Source organism: Nocardia sp. NPDC059236, assembly GCF_042754085.1.
GTDB lineage: Bacteria > Actinomycetota > Actinomycetes > Mycobacteriales > Mycobacteriaceae > Nocardia.
In genome coordinates this window covers 224751-242976 of the sequence record NZ_JBHZAF010000008.1, presented here as the reverse complement: position 1 = coordinate 242976, position 18226 = coordinate 224751, and the positions used below count along the sequence as shown (strand labels likewise).

The 18226-nt window shown below is 67.2% G+C and carries 20 protein-coding genes and 1 pseudogene; 12 read left to right on the top strand and 9 right to left on the bottom strand.

The genetic code is table 11. The annotated features are described in order from the left end of the window. Positions 1–45: 45 nt before the first annotated feature. The 4 genes from ACFXIV_RS22610 (at position 46) to ACFXIV_RS22595 (ending at position 1699) form a co-directional block, all read left to right on the top strand. Positions 46–294, top strand: coding sequence for a hypothetical protein (locus tag ACFXIV_RS22610; protein WP_379396047.1), 249 nt, complete (start codon positions 46–48; stop codon positions 292–294). A gap of 47 nt (positions 295–341) precedes the next feature. Next, complete coding sequence (locus ACFXIV_RS22605) at positions 342–806, top strand: thioesterase family protein (protein WP_379396049.1); 465 nt, start codon at positions 342–344, stop codon at positions 804–806. Between the two features lie 11 nt (positions 807–817). Continuing rightward, entirely contained in the window at positions 818–1312 is a 495-nt protein-coding gene (gene coaD, locus ACFXIV_RS22600) for a pantetheine-phosphate adenylyltransferase (protein WP_379396465.1), read from the top strand. Positions 1313–1519: 207 nt separating this feature from the next. Then, on the top strand, positions 1520–1699 hold the full coding sequence (locus ACFXIV_RS22595) for a MerR family DNA-binding transcriptional regulator (RefSeq protein WP_379396051.1): 180 nt from the start codon (positions 1520–1522) through the stop codon (positions 1697–1699). Between the two features lie 519 nt (positions 1700–2218). Here the strand turns inward: ACFXIV_RS22595 and ACFXIV_RS22590 are convergent. Continuing rightward, positions 2219–2953 carry a carboxymuconolactone decarboxylase gene (locus ACFXIV_RS22590; protein WP_379396053.1) on the bottom strand — a complete coding sequence of 245 codons (735 nt, stop codon included), beginning with the start codon at positions 2951–2953 and terminating at the stop codon, positions 2219–2221. A gap of 88 nt (positions 2954–3041) precedes the next feature. Between ACFXIV_RS22590 and ACFXIV_RS22585 the strand changes: the two genes are divergently transcribed. Then, entirely contained in the window at positions 3042–3680 is a 639-nt protein-coding gene (locus tag ACFXIV_RS22585) for a TetR/AcrR family transcriptional regulator (protein ID WP_379396055.1), read from the top strand. 53 nt (positions 3681–3733) lie between these two features. On the opposite strand, the pseudogene ACFXIV_RS22580 reads toward ACFXIV_RS22585, so the two are convergent. The 4 genes and pseudogenes from ACFXIV_RS22580 to ACFXIV_RS22565 all read right to left on the bottom strand — a co-directional run. Continuing rightward, a pseudogene (locus ACFXIV_RS22580) lies at positions 3734–3973 on the bottom strand (IS701 family transposase); the annotation flags it as partial. 424 nt (positions 3974–4397) lie between these two features. Continuing rightward, positions 4398–5069, bottom strand: coding sequence for a cysteine hydrolase family protein (locus ACFXIV_RS22575; RefSeq protein WP_379396056.1), 672 nt, complete (start codon positions 5067–5069; stop codon positions 4398–4400). Positions 5070–5181: 112 nt separating this feature from the next. Further along, positions 5182–5487 (bottom strand): hypothetical protein, encoded by a 306-nt coding sequence (locus ACFXIV_RS22570; RefSeq protein WP_379396058.1) that lies wholly within the window; start codon positions 5485–5487, stop codon positions 5182–5184. After that, the gene (locus ACFXIV_RS22565; RefSeq protein ID WP_379421320.1) at positions 5474–5857 is read right to left on the bottom strand and encodes a hypothetical protein; all 384 of its coding nucleotides are present in this window, start codon (positions 5855–5857) and stop codon (positions 5474–5476) included. Before ACFXIV_RS22565 ends, ACFXIV_RS22570 begins: the two co-directional genes overlap by 14 nt. Positions 5858–6088: 231 nt before the next feature. On the opposite strand from ACFXIV_RS22565, the gene ACFXIV_RS22560 reads away from it, so the two are divergent. The 5 genes from ACFXIV_RS22560 to ACFXIV_RS22540 all read left to right on the top strand — a co-directional run bounded on the left by ACFXIV_RS22560 (position 6089) and on the right by ACFXIV_RS22540 (position 12366). Then, positions 6089–6979, top strand: a complete 891-nt coding sequence (locus tag ACFXIV_RS22560; RefSeq protein WP_379396062.1) for a helix-turn-helix domain-containing protein — start codon at positions 6089–6091, stop codon at positions 6977–6979. Next, a complete protein-coding gene (locus ACFXIV_RS22555; RefSeq protein WP_379396064.1) occupies positions 6976–7185 on the top strand; it encodes a DUF397 domain-containing protein in 210 nt (69 codons plus the stop codon). The genes ACFXIV_RS22560 and ACFXIV_RS22555 overlap by 4 nt, the downstream gene beginning before the upstream one ends. Before the next feature lie 486 nt (positions 7186–7671). After that, a complete protein-coding gene (locus ACFXIV_RS22550) occupies positions 7672–8688 on the top strand; it encodes a TIGR03617 family F420-dependent LLM class oxidoreductase (protein WP_379396066.1) in 1017 nt (338 codons plus the stop codon). Between the two features lie 254 nt (positions 8689–8942). Continuing rightward, complete coding sequence (locus tag ACFXIV_RS22545) at positions 8943–11186, top strand: DUF2267 domain-containing protein (protein WP_379396068.1); 2244 nt, start codon at positions 8943–8945, stop codon at positions 11184–11186. A gap of 28 nt (positions 11187–11214) precedes the next feature. Beyond that, positions 11215–12366: a site-2 protease family protein gene (locus tag ACFXIV_RS22540; RefSeq protein WP_379396070.1), complete on the top strand. Its 1152-nt coding sequence runs from the start codon at positions 11215–11217 to the stop codon at positions 12364–12366. 19 nt (positions 12367–12385) lie between these two features. Here ACFXIV_RS22540 and ACFXIV_RS22535 read toward each other — a convergent pair whose 3' ends face one another. The 4 genes from ACFXIV_RS22535 to ACFXIV_RS22520 form a co-directional block, all read right to left on the bottom strand. Beyond that, complete coding sequence (locus ACFXIV_RS22535) at positions 12386–14044, bottom strand: SulP family inorganic anion transporter (RefSeq protein ID WP_379396072.1); 1659 nt, start codon at positions 14042–14044, stop codon at positions 12386–12388. A 210-nt stretch (positions 14045–14254) separates the two neighbouring features. Then, the gene (locus ACFXIV_RS22530) at positions 14255–15157 is read right to left on the bottom strand and encodes a universal stress protein (RefSeq protein ID WP_379396074.1); all 903 of its coding nucleotides are present in this window, start codon (positions 15155–15157) and stop codon (positions 14255–14257) included. Between the two features lie 18 nt (positions 15158–15175). After that, positions 15176–15436 (bottom strand): SHOCT domain-containing protein, encoded by a 261-nt coding sequence (locus tag ACFXIV_RS22525; protein WP_379396075.1) that lies wholly within the window; start codon positions 15434–15436, stop codon positions 15176–15178. A gap of 30 nt (positions 15437–15466) precedes the next feature. Then, positions 15467–16228 carry an SDR family NAD(P)-dependent oxidoreductase gene (locus ACFXIV_RS22520; RefSeq protein WP_379396077.1) on the bottom strand — a complete coding sequence of 254 codons (762 nt, stop codon included), beginning with the start codon at positions 16226–16228 and terminating at the stop codon, positions 15467–15469. Positions 16229–16406: 178 nt separating this feature from the next. Between ACFXIV_RS22520 and ACFXIV_RS22515 the strand changes: the two genes are divergently transcribed. Both ACFXIV_RS22515 and ACFXIV_RS22510 read left to right on the top strand, forming a co-directional pair. Then, positions 16407–17117: an SRPBCC family protein gene (locus ACFXIV_RS22515; protein ID WP_379396079.1), complete on the top strand. Its 711-nt coding sequence runs from the start codon at positions 16407–16409 to the stop codon at positions 17115–17117. Further along, on the top strand, positions 17114–18115 hold the full coding sequence (locus ACFXIV_RS22510) for an Acg family FMN-binding oxidoreductase (protein ID WP_379396081.1): 1002 nt from the start codon (positions 17114–17116) through the stop codon (positions 18113–18115). Before ACFXIV_RS22515 ends, ACFXIV_RS22510 begins: the two co-directional genes overlap by 4 nt. Positions 18116–18226 lie beyond the last annotated feature (111 nt).

Sequence of the window (18226 nt, the reverse complement as noted above, 5' to 3'; positions counted from 1 at the left end):
CACATCGCAAGATCGTCGCCAACCGGCTCGGAGGGGATATGCATCATGAGTATCACCGAACAACAGGTGATCACCGATCAGCCGTCAGTCCACACGCGAGCGCTCATCACCTGGATTGCTGTCTACCCGACCATCACGATCACGCTGGCGTTGATCGGCCCGACGACAGCACACACCCCGCTTCCCCTTCGCACACTGCTGCTCACCATCATCGTGGTCCCGATCGTCATCTACCTGCTGGTGCCGGTCTTGACCAAGACTGTCCGCCGACGGACCGCCCGGATACGCGACTGATGTCCGCCTGCACCCGATTACGGCGGTCCGATACAAGTGGGGGCGCTGTGCGAACTCTCGAATGCGATGTCGACGCAACGTGGATCGACATCAATGATCACATGAACGCCCAGTTCTACGGGATCGTGGTCTATCGGGCGCACGCCGCGTTCACCGAGGTTCTGGGTCTGGGCGACGATTACGTCAGGAAGACAAGGTTCGGCAAGGTTGTCGTGCAGACCGCAATGACCTACGAACGAGAAGTACGCCGTGGGGCACGGTTGGCAGTCGATTCCTGGCTGCTGGGTGTGGATACCAAACGCCTGCACTTCTTCCACGAAGTCCGCACTCTCGGCAACCAAACCCGAGTCGCCGCATCCGAGCAGTTGGACCTGCATGTCGACCTCGAGACGAGAAGGACTACCCCCATGCCCGCCGACCTCCTCACCCGGCTGAAGCGTTTCGCTGCCGAACAGGGCGCCGCAGGCCGACCTGATGGTGTGGGGCGCGCGATCATCCTTCCGCGGACTTGACCGGCGAAGCCATCCGGCGTGTGGTCTACCCAGGCTCCTTCGACCCGGTGACCAACGGCCACCTCGACATCATCGGCCGCGCCGCGATGCTGTTCGACGAGGTGATCGTCGGCGTCGGCAAGAACGTCGGCAAGCGCGCGCTGTTCACCGCCGAGGAACGGATCGCCATGATCCGCAACGTCACCGGCGCATATCCGAACGTCCGCGTCGAGGCCATCGACGGGTTGCTCGCCGACTTCTGCGTGCAGCACGGCGCACGCGCCATGGTGAAGGGCCTGCGCGCGGTGAGCGACTACGAGTACGAACTCACGATGTCGCTCATGAACCACCGGCTGTCCACCGTGGAGACGCTGTTCGTGGCCTCCGATCCGGAGTACAGCCACCTGTCCTCGTCGCTGATCAAAGAGGTCGCGGGGCACGGCGGCGACGTCTCCGGGCTGGTTCCCGATCATGTGCTCGCCCAGCTCACGACGCGACTGGCCGCGCGCAAGGCGGTATCCGACTGACCACCTACCGGCCGCATCGGCAGTACGATGCGTTGCCGAAGCTGAGATAGTCTCGGCCCGTTGACTTTCCGCGGGTGCCAGATCGCCGGCTGCCGATGAGCGAGCCGGCTGTCTGGCGTGTGGTTTCTGGCCGGCGTTACGTGCCCGAGCGGGTGCGATGCCCACCGAGTCGACCTGGCAGTGGGTGGAAGGTGCAGGTTGGATTCCATGCACGAGGACACCGATCTCTTCACGGTCGGCCAACTGGCACAGCGAACCGGGTTGCCGGGTAGAACAATCCGGTTCTGGTCCGATATCGGAGCAGTGCCGCCGGTGGCACGGTCGAGGGGCGGGTACCGCCTGTCGATGCCGCTGCGATCGAGCGCCTCGAGCTGGTTCACACCCTGAGGCAGTTGGGGCTGGATCTACCGACGGTGCAGCGTGTTCTCGAACGGCAGGCGACGTTGGCCGAGGTCGCCGAAAACACATGTTCGCGCGTTGGACGCTCAGATGCCGAAGCCTCACAGCACCCGAAATGCGATGAGGCTAAGGATGTTCCAGGCCATTCCAAACAGCACCGATCATCGGGAGCGCTGGTAATCTGCACGGAGGCACGGGGATTCAAGTGCGCCACCCAATACTGCAACGACATTCAGGTGAGTGGATGGCCGCGGCGTCGGTAGTGGGATAGACGGGCTTGGTGTTGTCGGCGTCGTCGCCATCGTGACCAGGCCCAGGTGTGGTCGGCGGGGTGGTGGCGGGTGAGGACGAAGGCGATGAGCAGGCGGCGGATCCGCCTTTCCGACCCTCGCCGCCGCACTCACCTGATACCAGAAGCTGGCGAAGGCGAAATCAATGACATGAGACACGGTCTCAGAACGTGTCTCATGTCAACCTGTCTCCTTGTCGTCGATATCGATGGACGGCTCAGCGCACTCGGTCGATCCAACCGGCCTCGGCGGCGTGGGCGTGAAATGCCTGCCACGCGTGCCACATTCGGGTGGCGCCGAATTGAGCGGTGTAACGCAGCACCCCACGCACGTCCGACAGGGTCGCGCCCGCGCCCAGTGCCCGCTCGATGTGGATGCGGAAGGTGTCCCGCAGCGTCTGATAGTGCACGTCCACGCTCATCGTCGCGAATGCCCGTTCCCGCACGGTCAATGTGCCCGGGCCGGACGGCAGCCGCATGCGGGACTGCAGGTCGAAGAACTCGGCGAAGTGCGGGTCCAGCTCCGCCAGCGTGGCACGGACCGACTCGGGCAGCGGGCTGGCCGGCGCATCCGGTCCGGTGGACAGCAGCTCGTCGTCGAGCGTAGCGACGTCGGGGCGGGGCAGACCGAGCGCTGCCTCGATCTCAGCCAGCCGTTCGAAAGCCCCCAATGCCGCGTGATAGCCGCTGTCGTAGGAGATCAGACGGAGCAGCGCACGGATGTCGGCGGTGGACACTCCACGCTCCAGGCCCGCGCGCACGTGCAGCTCGAAGGGTAACCCGAGCGCTTGTTGGCAGACATCGGCAGTGATTTCCAGGAATACCTTCTCCCGATCGGTCAACTCGGACACCGAATCGGCTTGCGCGACGGTGGCAGCACCCATTTGTGCGAATGCCGGGTCCAACGCACGCAGATCAAGCTTTGCAGCCTCGATGATGTTGCTCGGGGTCACGACCCCTCCTATCAATGAACAACCATAGCGCTACAGACGTAGCGCTATAACCGTAGCGCTAAGAGTGTCCGGTTACAATGGCCGAATCATGGACGACACAGCTACCTCCACCGCCCGTCGGCGGCCGAATGCGCGCGGCCAAGGCGAACTGCTGCGCGAGGACATCGTCACCACCGCCGTGCGGATGCTTGACGAGCTGGCCGACGATCAGGCGCTCTCGCTGCGCGCGGTCGCCCGTGAAGTCAAGATCGCCGCCACGTCGGTGTACCTCCACTTCCCCGACCGGGATTCCCTTGTGTTGGCTGCCACCCTGCGTTGCCACGAAGAACTCGTGCAGCTCGGCGATTCGGCCGACGCGGCCGAATCCGATCCCGGTGCGGGTCTGCGCGCCCGCATCCTGGCGCAGGCAGGCTGGGCCGAGGATCACCCCGGGCTGTACAAGGTGCTACACGAGAGCACGGTGCACCGCAGACTCGGCATGCCGTTCAAAGAAGTCATGGTCCAACGCACGATCGACTCGGTGCAGCGATGTATGGACGCTGGCGTCGCACCGTCGGACGATGCGACCACCGTGGCGATCGATCTGCGGACTGCCGTGAACGGCATGCTCTCCCAACGTATCAACGAACCCGATTTGCCCTGGCCGCCCGTCACCGAACAGCTGGACCGTTTCCTTGCCAAACTTGTCGGAATCGACAGGCCCAGTACTGCAACGACATTCGGGTGAGTGGGTGGCCGCGGCGTCGGTAGTGGGAGAGTCGGGCTTGGTGTTGTCGCGTCGTGCTCGACAACATCGTCACGGACCGCGTCGACGTCCCAATCGGCCGCGCGTAGCAGTCGTTGCATCCCCTGCGGGCCAGTCTCACCGGCACGCTCGGCCAGCGTCCACCCGTTCTTGCGTTCCAGCCCCGCCAACAATCCCGACACGTACTCCCGCGCCCGGACCCGCGGCTCCGACCGCGCGAACCGGCCCCCGATCCGCGAAATCAACGAATCCAACTCGGCCACAACACGATCCAACGCCGCACAACAGATCTACCAGCGCCAACCCACACAGGTGTCGGTTGCAGTATTAAGGTGGCGGGCGCCATGGTGGATGCGGACAGTGCGGCTAGATTCGGTTGGCACGGTGCGCCTTCCGGATCCGGTCGTCGATACAGGGTGGTGTAGGTCGTGGTTCGAGCCCGCCCGCACGATCGGACATGTTGTGACCGCTGAGCCGTGGAGCTCTGACATGGACCGGTGCCGTGCGGGTGCGCTGGGATCGCGAACAGCTCATCGGAGGCCAGCCCATCGAGGCTCGTAAGTAGGGCGCTGCGCGTTCCCACCCGGGTTCGGACCAGGACGAACCAGACCTGACGGGAGGACGAAGTGAACCGATTCTGCGCCGGCCACCCTCGTGAGCTTCGTCTCGATCACCAACGTCGACGGCTGGAGAGAATGATCAGTCCGTGGTGAGCCACGTCGACACGTCGGCGAGCGTGCGCACGTGTACTCCGATGGCCCGGCATTCCTCCGCACCCCGCGGGTAGAGTCCTGACATCGCATCGGACACCAAGACCGTGCGGAAATCACGCTCAGAGGCTTCATAGATCGACGTGCGGGGGCAGTTGGGGAAGTTGCATCCGGCGAACACGATGGTGTCGACCCCGCTCGCGCGCAGATGCTGTTCCAAACCGGTGCCGTAGAACGCTCCCCACCGCGGCTTGTACATCACATACTCGGCCGGACCGACCTGCTGCGACTGCCCGGCGAGCAGCCGCTCGTGCTCCAACTCGACTGCGCCGGGGAGCAATTCAGGCGCGATCTGCGACCCTTCCGATCCCGGCACGGCGATCTGCGCACCCGATTCGACCGCATGCCGGCGAACCAGATCCACATTCGAACCGTCACGCCGGTACAACCGCACAACGTGCACGATCGGCCTGCCCTGGCGGCGGAACAGATGCACGAGTTGCGCCATCGCGGGAATCACTGCGGCGGTGCCATCGATCCCCGCCGGGGCGTCGTCCTCGTAGAAGTCGCGTTGCACATCGATGAGCACCAGAGCCGACGACGACGCACGGGGCGTGAGATAGGGGTCGGTTCCCACGCTCGTGGGTTCGCTGATCGTCATGGTGTCAACCATCTCCTCGAATGACGAAGTCCTCTGTGCAAGAGAGTAATCCGCACGGTCGACACATGCTGCCGCCATGACCGGCGAGTCGTTGCGCCCCCGGCGAAGGCAGTCAGTTCATGTTCACGGTGTGGCGTTCGATCACGTCCTCGACCGGGCGGCCGCGTTCGCCGGGTTCCGACGGTTCGGTGCCGTCGAAGATGGCGTCGAGGACCGCGGCGTGGTCGAGAGTGGCGGGCAGGCGGTGAGAGGCACGGGCGCTGACGATGACCGCGTGCAGGACGGCTGCGTAGATGAGCGAACGGGGCGCGGTCAACCGCCACCCGCGACGTTCGCGGTCGCACAGCCGGGCTTCGACGGTATCGAGTACGTCCTGGATGACTTGGATCTCGATCCGGTCGGGGTCATCGCAGGGCATGACGACCTCCGAAAAACAGTGCGCCACACCCGAAACCCGCCATCCGCAACACGGCGAAAAGGGACCTACGGTGCACACCCGGCACCCGTGCCGCACGCGGATCGAGCACCATGCGCCCTGCCACGACCAGCGCGGTCCGCGCCCGCCACCGCACCCAGCAGCTGTCCACCCCGCATCCGAGATGCAGCTGCATGGCGGTATGCGCCTGTCCGGCAGTCAATGTGCCGGGATCGTCGTAGCACGACCACAGCCCACGCACCGCATACCCGGCCGCGCCGACCTCGGCGTGCTCTGTGTCAACGGTTCGCTGCTTCTCACGTTCGATGCGGTCGATGATCGCCTGCACCGACCACGGATTGTTTCTGGACATCATCGACCCCCTGCTCATCGGACGACTATGGCGCGCCAGGCATTTGGAGAACCAGATGGTGTGATTTCTCGCCGGGCGTGCGATCAGGACACCACCGATGTCCTGGCGAGACAGCGAATTCGGACGTTCCGAACACGATTGGTCCGATTGGCCAGGACGGGGTCCGCGCCCGGCGTACAGTCTGTTCCGCGATGGCGCGTGTTCCGTTCCGAAATTTCACAGGATGCACACATGACCAACGATGACGAACCCTCGACACTGCCCAGGCGGCAACTGGGCCGGTTCCTGCGCGAGGCCCGCGACAGCCGTGGATTCTCGATGGATCGCGCGGCTCGCCTGGTGGAGCTGAGCAAGACCGCGCTGCACCGCATCGAGACCGGTGGTGTGAAAAAGCTTCGCATCCGCGACATCCGAGCGTTGTGCGAGCTGTACGAGGTCACTCCCGCCGATACCGATCGGGCCGTCGAACTTGCCAAGCAAGCGCAGGTCACTTCCTGGTACACCGCATTCGGCGGTCTCTACAGCGATACGACATTCAATATGTTTGTCGGGCTGGCGGCATCGGCTCAGCGTCTGATCACCTACCACGAGATCGTTCCGGGTCTCCTGCAAACCGCCGACTACGCCCGTGCCCTGATCAGCGCGTTCTATGTCGAAAGCAGCCGGGAAGACATCGAATGCCGGGTCGAGTTGCGGCTCAAACGGCAAACGATCATCACTCGCAAGACCGATCCGGTGAAACTCGAGCTGCTGCTTCACGAGTCGGCACTGCACCGCATGATCGGCGGACCGCGCGTCATGGCTGCTCAGCTACAGCACATGGCCGAGATCGGCAAGCTGCCGAACATCTCGCTGCGCGTTCAGCCGTTCGCGAGTGGGTGTAGCCGCGGTCTGCTGCATGGCCCCTTTGTCATTCTCGAGTTCGGACAGGATGCCAAATCTCGCCCGATCGAGCCGCCTCTCGTCTATCTCGAGGGAGCGGGCAAACCGGACATCTACATGGAGAACAACGATGATGTACGGCGTTACCATGAAATCGCCTCGGCCATAAGAGAAACCGCATTGGACGAGACAGCAACGCGAGACCTGCTCAGACGGGTAGCAAGGAGTCATACCGCATGAACATCGACCTGTCCGGTGCCCATTGGTTCAAGAGCAGCCACAGTAGCGGCCAAACCGAATGCGTCGAAGTAGCCTGGCTGAACGGAGGCACGGTCGGAGTTCGCGATTCGAAGAACCCGACAGGCCCCGCTCTTGTCTTCGCCCCCGGTGAATGGGATGCCTTCGCCGCCGGCATCATTCGAGGGCACTTCAACAGCCCGGCCTGAGGACCGACCGGTGCCAAGTGGGGAAACACCCCATTCGTTCAGGCGGCATCGTCTGCGTTGGGTGTCGTGAAGCGATCGAGGCATTCAACGCGAACATTCTCCCATGCGCCACTAGTACCGTTCGCGCAGGCCACATGTGGCGTCAATTCCGAAGCGATTGAGATCATCATCCGTGGACAGAGAATGCCCGCCCGGGCCGCCCTGAAAGAATTTGCCGCCCGGGCGGGCGCTAACCCTTTGCGCGCCGACGCGGTGTTGTTTGGGGTGTCGGCATCGAGAAACCTATCGCGGCAGTCGCATTCCATCGATGACGCACAGTGCCGCTCATGCGACAGTATGTGCCGGTGCTGACCGGCGCGGTTCCACTTGGTGGCATCGCCGTCGGCATCGTTCGAGAGACTTCGACGGCTCGGCCCGAGGGCCGATGAAGCGGTGCGCCCGCTACCGTCTGCGGTGAGAATGCACCGACGCCGAGGAAGACGGTTGATGAAAGTCTATGCAGCCCTGGATCCGCGACTGCCGTTGTCCGAGGTGCCGCAGGTGGCGCGGCGGGTGGAGGAGCTGGGATTCGATGGGGTTCACATCCCCGAGACGATCCACGATTCGTTCGCGGTCGCGCTGCTGGCGGCGGAGCACACCAGCCGGATCACCGTGCGCACCGCGATCACGCTGGCCTTCGTCCGGAGCCCGACGCTGGTCGCGTACAACGCCTGGGATCTCGCGAAATTCTCCGGCGGGCGCTTCGAGCTGGGGCTCGGAACGCAGATCAAGCAGAACATCGAAGGCCGTTTCGGGATGCCGTGGACCGAACCCGTCGCGCGGATCGGGGAGTACGTGACCGTGCTGCGAGAGCTGTTCGCCGCGTTCGCATCCGGCGATTCGATCCATTTCGAGGGCGACAGCTACCGGCTGACCCGGTTGCAGCCCTACTTCAACCCCGGCCCCGACGACATCGCCCCGCCACCGATCCTGCTCGGTGCGGTGAATGCCGGGATGTGCCGCCTCGCAGGACAACTCGCCGACGGCGTGATCACGCACTCCACCAACGCCGATCCGGGATACCTGCGCGACGTCGTCCAGCCCGCAGTGCACGCGGGCGCCGCCGAACGCTCACGCCAGGCCCCCGGAATCATCGCCGCGGTCCCGATCGCCACGGGCGCCACGGCAGCCGAGGTGGCACGCGACCGTGAGCGGCAGCGGCGGCTACTCGCCTTCCTCTACTCCACCCCGTCCTACCGGCCGACGCTCACACGCCTCGGTATGCCCGAATTGTTCGACCGCCTACGCGAATTGGTGAAAGCGCAACGCTGGGATCAACTCCACGACGTGGTCACCGACGACGTCCTCGACGCGCTGATCGTCTGCGGCGACTACGACGCCCTGCCGGACCTCGTGCATGACCGCTACGCCGGCCTCGTCCACGGCATCGTCCTACCGGCACCCACAGCCGACCCCGAGGGCACCCGTTTGATGCACGCGATCGAGTCCCTCCGAGCGTCGTAGCGGGAACAGCACGCCCCTTCATGTGCCCGCGTCTCCATCCGACCGGGGGGCGGGCGGTGTCGAACGGCTCCGGGAAAGCGCCGGTTGGAGCCCCGCGGTGATCGCGACGCCGCGCACCCGTGCGTTCAGACCGCTCCGGCAGCTGCTGATCGGCGATGTAGTTGCGGGCGATTGCCGGCGACGGGACCGTTGTCGTCACCGCGGGGACCGAAGTCCTCTGTTCCCGCCCGCCCGGAGCGCGGAGTGTGGGAGGCATGGACACGAACGCCTCCACGTCACGTCCTGTCGTCCGGCCCGACGACATGCGACAGCGGGCGGCGAACCGCGCCGTGGCTGCCGAGCACCTGCGCAGCGAGATCCTCCACAATGCGAGCGCCGCGGAGCTGCGGGAAACGCACACCGGGCTGGTCGTGTTGTTCGGTGATCGGGCGTACAAGGTGAAGAAACCCATCGTCACCGACTTCCTCGATTTCGCCACGACCGAGGCCAGGGAACATGCGCTGCGCCGCGAACTCGAGTTGAATCGGCGCTGGGCGCCCGATGTGTACCTGGGCCTGGCACATCTCACCGGTCCGGTCGACGGTCCCGGCGAGCCCGTGCTGATCATGCGGCGGATGCCGGAATCTCGGCGGTTGAGCAGGCTGGTCGCCAGCGGCGAGATCGACCGGGCGGAACTGTCCGAGCTGGCGACGGTGATGGCCCGATTCCATCGCAGTGCCGTCCGCAGCAGCACGATCGATCAGGCGGGGACGGCACAGGCCCTGCGGCAGCGATGGCGAATCCTGTTGCGCGGCCCTCGATCCCATCCGCTCAGCGCGCTCGATCCCCTGCTGGTCGACCGCATCGAGCGGCTGGCCATGCGTTTCCTCGACGGCCGGGCACCGCTGCTGGCCGAACGCATTGCGGACGGCCGGATTCTGGATGGGCACGGCGATCTGCTGACCGAAGACATCTTCGCGCTCCCCGACGGCTTCCGGATCCTGGACTGCCTCGACTTCGACGATTCCCTCCGCGCTGTCGACGGCCTCGACGATGCCGCCTTCCTGGCGATGGATCTGGAGTTCCTCGGCCGACCGCAGCTCGCCGAGGACTTTCTCACCGATTACCTGCGCGCGGCCGGGGATTCGCCGCCGGCCTCACTGCGCCACCACTACATCGCCTACCGGGCCATGGTGCGGGCCAAGACGAACCATATCCGGGCCGCACAGGGCGACGAGCAGTTCGTCGGTCACGCGATCCGGCACCTGGACCTCGCGGTACGGCACCTGGAGGCCGGCGCGGTGCGGCTGGCTCTGGTCGGCGGCCTGCCTGGGACCGGAAAGTCCACTGTCGCAACCCGTCTCGCACAGGTCACCGGCGCCGAGGTGATCTCGAGCGACACCGTGCGGGCCCGGCTCCGCGCCTCGGGAGCGATCACCGGTGCGAGGGGCGTCTTCGACGCCGGGGCCTACCGGCCCGATGCGAGATCACTGGTGTACACCCACATGCTGGAAATGGCACGGCAGCGGCTCGGGCTCGGCATCTCGGTGATACTCGACGCCTCCTGGATCGATGCCGCTGAACGGGCCCGCGCCCAGGCGCTCGCGGCGGGCGCCCACGCCGAGCTGATCTCGCTGCGCTGTGAGTGCCCGCCCCGGACGTCCGACACGCGCATCCGCACGCGCCGCGCCGGTGATTCCGAGGCCACGCCCGAAATCGCGCATGCACTGGCCACGACCAGCTCTCCGTGGCCGGACGCGACTACCGTGGATACCACCACCTCGATGGATGCCACCATCGCCCAGGCATTGCGCGGGTGGAACCAGACCTGTCAGCTCAGTGCGTTCTCATCTCCCGAAAGGACGTGTCCCATGAGCCATCACACCGATCCGTTCGCGCGGAGCGTGCACACCGCCCACGAATGGCTGGCGGCCGTGGCCGACGCGATGGGCACCGAGGATCGCTTCCTCGCCCATCGCGCCCTGCGCGCATGGTTGCACACCGTGCGCGACCGCTTGGGCGTCAATGCCGCCGCGCATCTCAGCGCCCAGTTGCCCGAGCTGCTCCGCGGCACGTTCTACGAGGGCTGGATACCGGCCCACGTGCCGGTCCCGCGCGATGTGCCGTCATTCCTCGCCCAGTTCGCCCATGCCGCGGGCGTCACTTCCGAGGAGGCCGTGCCGCTGGTGGGGGTAGTGACCGATGCCCTCGCGGACCTCTTCTCTCCCGGTCAGCTCGACCATGTGCTGGCGCAGCTGCCGGCGGCGCTGCGCTTCCTCCTGCTCGGCACCGACCTGGCGGCGGTCTACGGGGGCGCGGCGGTCCCCACACAGCCGGGCCCGATGCAGACCGATGACATCGAACGACGCCTGACCGCGCTCACCGAGGCCGTCACCGCGCTCGTGCGTGGCCTCGAGTATCCCGCCGACGCCGGACCGGACGAGCACGGCGGATTCTCGGCCGCGCAGCAGGCCCATCGCATCCTGCTCGCTCAGGGGCTGACCGGGGCCGAGCACTGATCCGACCGGCACGACAGACGAGGACACCATGCAGCTCCGATCCACGGTCCCACTGGGAAGAATCGCCGGCATCCGGGTCGCCGCGCACTGGTCGGCGGCCGTCACCGTGGGGCTCTTCACGTGGATCCTCGCCGCCTACCTCCGTGGCACCGCCGGCGCCGGAATCATCTGGGCCGCGGCGATCGCCGGCGCTCTCGGATTGGTCGCCTGCCTGCTCGCACACGAGCTGGCACATTCGATCGTGGCCACCCGCAATGGGATTCATGTCGAACGCATCGTGCTGTGGCTGCTCGGCGGGGCCTCCGAGCTGACCGACGAGCCCAAGGATGCCCGGACCGACCTACGAGTCGCCCTGGTCGGCCCCGCCACCAGTCTGATGCTCGGCGTGCTGGCCTACGGCGCGGCGGCCGTGTCGTCGGTCTTCTCCCCCGGCGGCCCGGTCACCGCAACCCTCGTCTGGCTCGCCACCGTGAATGTGGTTCTCGCCGTGTTCAATATGCTGCCGGGGGCGCCCCTCGACGGTGGGCGCGTCGTGCGGGCGGTGATCTGGTGGCGCAGCGGCGACCGCCTGCGCGCCGCGACCACGGCCGCCCGCACCGGCCAGGTCCTGGGCATGGTCCTGGGCGGCCTCGGCAGTGCCGAGATCATCGCGTTCCGCGACTTCAGCGGCCTGTGGCTGATACTGCTCGGCTTGTTCCTCTACAGCGCCGCCAACAGCGAGCTGACCATGGCGGGCCTGCGACATCGCCTGGGCGCCACCACCATCGGCGATGTCATGACCCCCGCGCCGCGGATGGCCGACGCCGCATGGACCCTCGACCAGCTCCTCCGATCCGACCTCGTCTACACCCACCACCACCTCTTCCCGGTCGTCGACCAGAACGGCCACCCGAACGCCGTCCTCGCCTGGGCCGATCTCCTGCGCACCCGCGCAGGTCCGCACCCCGGCCTGCGGGTCGCTGACCTCGCCCGCCCGCTCCCCCCGGCCGCCATCGCTCACTCCGACGATCTGCTCGCCGACGTCATCTCCCGAATCGTCCTGCGCCCCAACCTCGATGCCGTCGCCGTCACCGACCCCACCGGCCGCCTCACCGGCCTGGTGACCGCTACCGACCTCGCCCTGGCCTGCAACCGCTCCGCCCTGGGGCTCCCCGCCCGCCCCTCCACCAACACGCACTGAACAGCGCGGACCAGGGATGTCAGGCGCCCGCTACGTGACCGTCCCCGACCACCGCGGGCGCCAGCTTCCGCGCACAGGTGATGGCATCGGGCGTGTGGGTGAACAGGTGCGCGGCGCCGCCCGCGGGCAGGGCCCCGATCGCGGTGAGACGGCGCTGGTGATCGGGGCGAAGCCCGGACATGAGCACGACGATGTGGCGGTGTTCGAGTTTGCCGATCGCATCCTTGAGCACCAGCGCACCGGTGGTGTCCAGCGCGGTGACGTGCGACATGCGCAGGATCACCACATGCACATCCGATACCTCGGCCAGCTCCAGCAGGAATCGGTGCGCGCCGGCGAAGAACAGCGGCCCGTCGAGCCGATAGGCGACGATGTGTTCGTCGAGCAGGTCGTGCTCCTCGGCCAGATGATCTCCCTCGTCCAGCGGAATCTGTTGTAGGCGAGCCTCTTTCGCGACTGCGCGCAAGGCGAGCACCACCGCGATCCCCACACCCACCGCCACCGCGGTCACCAGATCGGCGGCGACGGTGACAAGGAACGTGACGCCCATGATCGCCGCGTCTCCCTTCGAAGCGCGGGCGATCGCCGCCAGCGACGCCGTCTCGACCATCCGCACCGTGGTCGCCAGCAGCACCCCCGCCAGCGCGGCGAGGGGAATCTGCCCGACCAGCGGGGCTGCCAGGAAGACGATGGCCGCCAACACGATCGCGTGGGTGAGCGCGGCCAGCCGGGTGCGACCGCCCGAGCGGACGTTCACCGCGGTGCGCGCGATCGCGCCGGTGGCCGGGACACCTCCGAACAGCGGTGCGGCGATATTGGCCAGGCCCTGACCGAACAGCTCGCGGTCGGAGTTGTGGCGTGTCCCCACGGCCATTGCATCGGCGGCCGTGGCCGACAGCAGCGACTCCAATGCCGCCAGCGCGGCTACCGCCAACGCTGGCGCCAGCAGCGAACCCAGCTGATCGGCATGAAGGAAACCGAGGCCGGGGGCCTGCAATCCCGACGGGATGGCGCCGATCCGCTCCAACGGCAGATCGAACACCGCCACCGCCGCGGTCGCCAGCGCCACGGCCAGCAGCGCGAACGGCCAGCGGGGCAGATACCGGCCACCGACCAGCATGAGCGCTGCCACCAGCAGGGCGGTGGCGATCGGCAGCGGGTCGAGATGGCCCAGGTACTGGCGCACGGCGTCAGCGGCGGCCTGCCACACCTTGTCCCCGTGCGCGTGCGCGATACCGAGCGCGGCCGGGACCTGTTGCAGCGCAATGACCACCGCGATACCGGCGGTGAAGCCCTCGATCACCGGGGCGGGCATGTAGCGCACCGCACGCCCGACCCCGGCGACCGCGAGCACCACCAGCACGAGCCCGGCCAGCAGCCCCACGGCCAGCACCCCGCTCGCACCATGCTGATGGAAGATCGGCACCAACACCACGGTCATCGCCCCCGTGGGCCCCGACACCTGGAACCGCGATCCGCCGAAGACCGCCGCAACCGCGCCCGCGATCACCGCGGTCGCCAGGCCGGCGGCCGCGCCGAGGCCCGAGGAGATCCCGAAGCCCAGCGCCAACGGCAGCGCGACCAGGGCGACGATCAGCCCGGACAGCAGATCCGCGCCCGGAGCACGCACGCCCGCACGCCAGTCCGACCAGACCGGCAACAGTGCCCGCACGCTCACAGTTCTTGCACCAGAGCCGATTTCAACGCTATCGGTTGCTCCAGTACTGCTGCCGGCCGCTCCGCAGTGGTCTGATCGTCCATGGCAATATCCTCCTTCACTAATAAACTAGGTTATTAGTTTAGAAAACATGCAATCAACGAGCAGCACGCACCCCCTTGTCGGGGGCGGTACTGCAGGTACCACTACGCCGAGACCATGTCGGCCCGGTCAGCGGGTCGGCACCACGATCATCGGGCATTCCACGCTGTGCAGCAGCGCGTTGCTGGTCGAGCCGAGCACCATGCCGGCGAAACCGCCGCGTCCATGACTGCCGACCACCAACAGCTGGGCGTTCTCCGCCGCATCCAGCAGGGACTGGATCGGGCGGTCGCGGACCAGGATCCGGCGGACCTGGACGTCCGGATAGCGCTCCCCGAATCCGGCGAGCCGTTCGGCGAGCAGTTCGGTTTCGCGGTCGCGGACGGCGTCCCACCCTGGCAGCGGCAGGCCGTCACGGTTGGTGTCGCTCCAGGCGTGCAGCGCGTCGAGCCCGACCTTGCGACGGGATGCCTCCTCGAAAGCCAGCGTCAGGGCAGGCACGCTGTTGGGTGTGCCATCGACGCCGACGAGCACCGGCTTCTCCGCTGACACCGGGTCGATCGCCGCTGTCGAATGCACGATCGCGATCGGGCAGTGGGCATGCCGTGTCACCGCGGTACTGACCGATCCGAGCAGGCCGCGCCGGATCGCGCCGTGCCCGCGGCTGCCCACCACCAGCAGGCGCGCGTGCCGCGACCGTTCGATCAGAGACGGAATCGCCGTGTCGAAGGTGATATCGGTGCGGATGGACAGGCCGTCGCCGACGGCCGCGGAGCGCGCCACGCGACTCGCTTCGGTGACCACCCGTTCGCCATCGAGGCGGAGCCAATCGGTGTCGGTATTTGTCAGCATCGCACCGGGCCCCCATCCGCCGGGGACCGCCATCGAGGTGACGATCTCGAGCGGCGAGGCGTGCAGTGCCGCATCGACAGCCGCCCAGGCCACGGCGAGGTTCGAGACGGCCGATCCGTCGGTTGCCACGACGACCGGCGGATTCAATTGCCCGCCAGGGGTTTCGGAGATCTTCGACATGCTCGCACTCCCGTCGTTCTACTGCCGCGCGCCCGAGGCCCGCAGTGCGGCAAGGCGATTGGTGTATTCGGTCTCGTCGATCTCGCCGCGCGCGAAACGCTGGGCCAGCAGTTCCTGCGGCGACGGGGATTCATAGCGGCCCGAGCGGCCCGGGTCGGATACCGCGAACCGGACCGCGAGCGCGATCCCGACGATGAGCAGGGCCCAGAAGACCAACATGCCCACGCCCATCCAGGCGTAGCCCCAGCCACTCATGTCGTGGCCGTACCAATACATCATGGCGATGCCTCCAGTTCTTTCGTGTCGCCATTACCGCTGGTCTGCACCAGACGTTTCGATCAGCCCGGCCTGACCGCTGGTCGCGCCGCCGTCGACCACGAATTCCGACCCGGTAGAGAAAGTCGCCTCCGTGACGAGGAACCGCACCATGGCCGCGACCTCCTCCGGTTCGCCGAATCGCGCCAGCGGCTGGGTGGCGGCGATCGACTCGTCCAGGCCGGTGGTCATCGCCGTATGGATCAGCCCGGGGTGCACCGAGCACACGCGAATGCCGGACGAACCCAGTTCCAGCGCCGCGGCTTTGGTCAATCCGCGCAGTCCCCACTTGCTGGCGACGTATCCGCTGATGCCCGGGTAGCCCACCAGGCCGGCGGTCGAGGAGATATTGACGATCGTGCCACCGCCCGCGGCACGCAGGCGCGGCGCGGCCAGCCGCATCCCGAGCCAGGGCCCGTAGAGGTTGACGTCCAGCACGTGCCGGAACAGGGCGGGCGACTCGGACTCTACGGTGCCGAGGTCGAGGATCTCGGCGGTGTTCACCAGTGCGCCCAGCGGACCGAATTCTCGCTCGGTCTTCTCCAGCACCCGCTGCCACTCCTCCTCGTCGGTGACGTCGAGATGATGGAATCGTGCTTGCGGCCCATGGATTTCGGCGAGCTTCGTCCCGGCGTCGGTGCGCAGGTCCGCGATGACGACGCCGAAGCCCGCCTTCACCAGTTCCGCGACCACCGCCGCGCCGATTCCCCGCGCACCGCCGGTGACGAGCGCGCTCCGGTCCACGAACTCCGTCATTGCCTGTCCTCCGATCCGTGCGAATCCACTGTTCGTTCACAGCATCCCGCGCGGGCGAGCTGCGGCGAGACGGCCGAAAGTCACCGGTTCCGAGGGCGGATGTCGGGCCATCGGTCCCTGCGGAAATCCCGCGGCGCGGCCGAGGATCGACATCGACGTCCCACCGAGAGGAAGAACAGTGAAGACACCATTGGCGACCGTGATCGGCGTGGCCTCGGCCCTCACCGGGCTGGCGGCCGGATACCGGCTCTTCGCACGCACCAAGTGCGTGACCTGGGGCTCGACCGCCGAGGAGGTCGGGCGGACGATGCCCGGTGACGAACTGCTGGCCGAAGCCGGCACCGTCACCACGCGTGCGATCACCGTCGCCGCCACGCCGGAGCAGATCTGGCCGTGGCTGGTTCAGATGGGACCGGGCCGGGCCGGCGCCTACACCTACGACTGGATCGAGAACCTGCTCGGCCTGGACATGCACAGCGCCGACCAGATCCTGCCGGAGTATCAGCAGCTCGCGGTGGACGATGTGCTGCCGATGGGCAAGTCCGGTCCCGCGATGCGGGTGGCTGTGCTGGACCGTCCGCATGCCTTCGTGCTGGCCTCGACCGACCACCGCTGGGTGTGGGCGTTCGGCCTCTGCCCGACCGCCGAGGGCACCCGGTTGATCAGCCGCAACCGCATCGCGCTACCGGATGCCGGTCTGCTGCAACGGCTCTTCTACATGCTGATCATGGAGCCCGGCAGTCTCATCATGGAGGCCAAGATGCTGCGGGGCATCAAGGAGCGGGCCGAACGCACCGCGCCGGCACTCGCCCTGGTGACCAACGTCCCTGGTCAGCAGGCGGAAAGCCCGTATGTTCCGGACTGGCCGACGCGAACACTCGAAGTATGACCGCAATGAACGCCACCCCGCTCGCCGTACCCGACCACCGCACGCTGAGGGCCGCGATGCTGCTGGCTTCGCGCGCGCCCTCCGTGCACAACACCCAGCCCTGGCATTGGCGCTTCGACGGCGCGCGGCTGCATCTTCGCACCGATCCCGACCGGCTGCTCACCGCCGCGGACCCGCACGGCCGCCAGCAGGTGATCAGCTGCGGCGGCATGCTCCACCATGTCCGCACCGCGTTCGGCGCGCAGGGCTGGCACACCGACACCACCCGGGTCCCGGACCCACTGGATCCCGGCCGCCTGGCCGAGATCAGCTTCCGGCCCTGGCCCGATCCCCCATCGGGTTTGGTGGCCCGCGCGGGGGCCATCGAAGACCGTCGCACCGACCGGCTGCCGCTGGGCGCGCCCGGGGACTGGGAAGACCTCCAGCGGAGGCTGCGAATGCTGGTCTCGCCGTACTACCTGGAGCTGGACACGCTCGACGACGCGGTACAGGCCAGGCTGGCCGCGGTGTCCCAGCAGACCGCTGCGCTGCGCCGGCACGACATGATGTATCAGGCCGAGATCGGCTGGTGGGCTGGGCATTCCGGGGTTCCCGAGGGGGTTCCGTCGGCGGCGCTGGTCTCGGACGCGGAGTTCGCCCGGGTCCGGGTGGGCCGGGTCTTCCCATCCGCGCCGCACTCCATGCGGCGCGCGGAGACCGACGACCACGCCGGGATGGTCATGCTCAGCTCGGAGGGTGATTCCTTACCCGAGTGGCTGGCGACGGGCGAGGCCCTGTCGGCGGTCCTGCTCGAATGCACGGTGGCCGGGCTGGCGACTTGCGCGCTCACCCACATCACCGAATTACCCACGGCCCGAAACATTCTCACCAACCTGCTGCGGCATCCCGGCACACCGCAGCTCGTCGTCCGGATCGGCACCGTGCCTGCCGGGGAACCGCCCCTGCCGCCGACTCCCCGGCGCCCGCTGGCCGACATCCTCACGATCGAACAGGGCTGACACAGGCGAGCGCGGCGCCGCTCCCCGGCCGCACGGCGCGCCGTCCGCGGCTGCCCACGCGGTCGGCTCGAGATGGGCGGAATCAGCCTGCTCGTCGGTTGCCCGATCGCT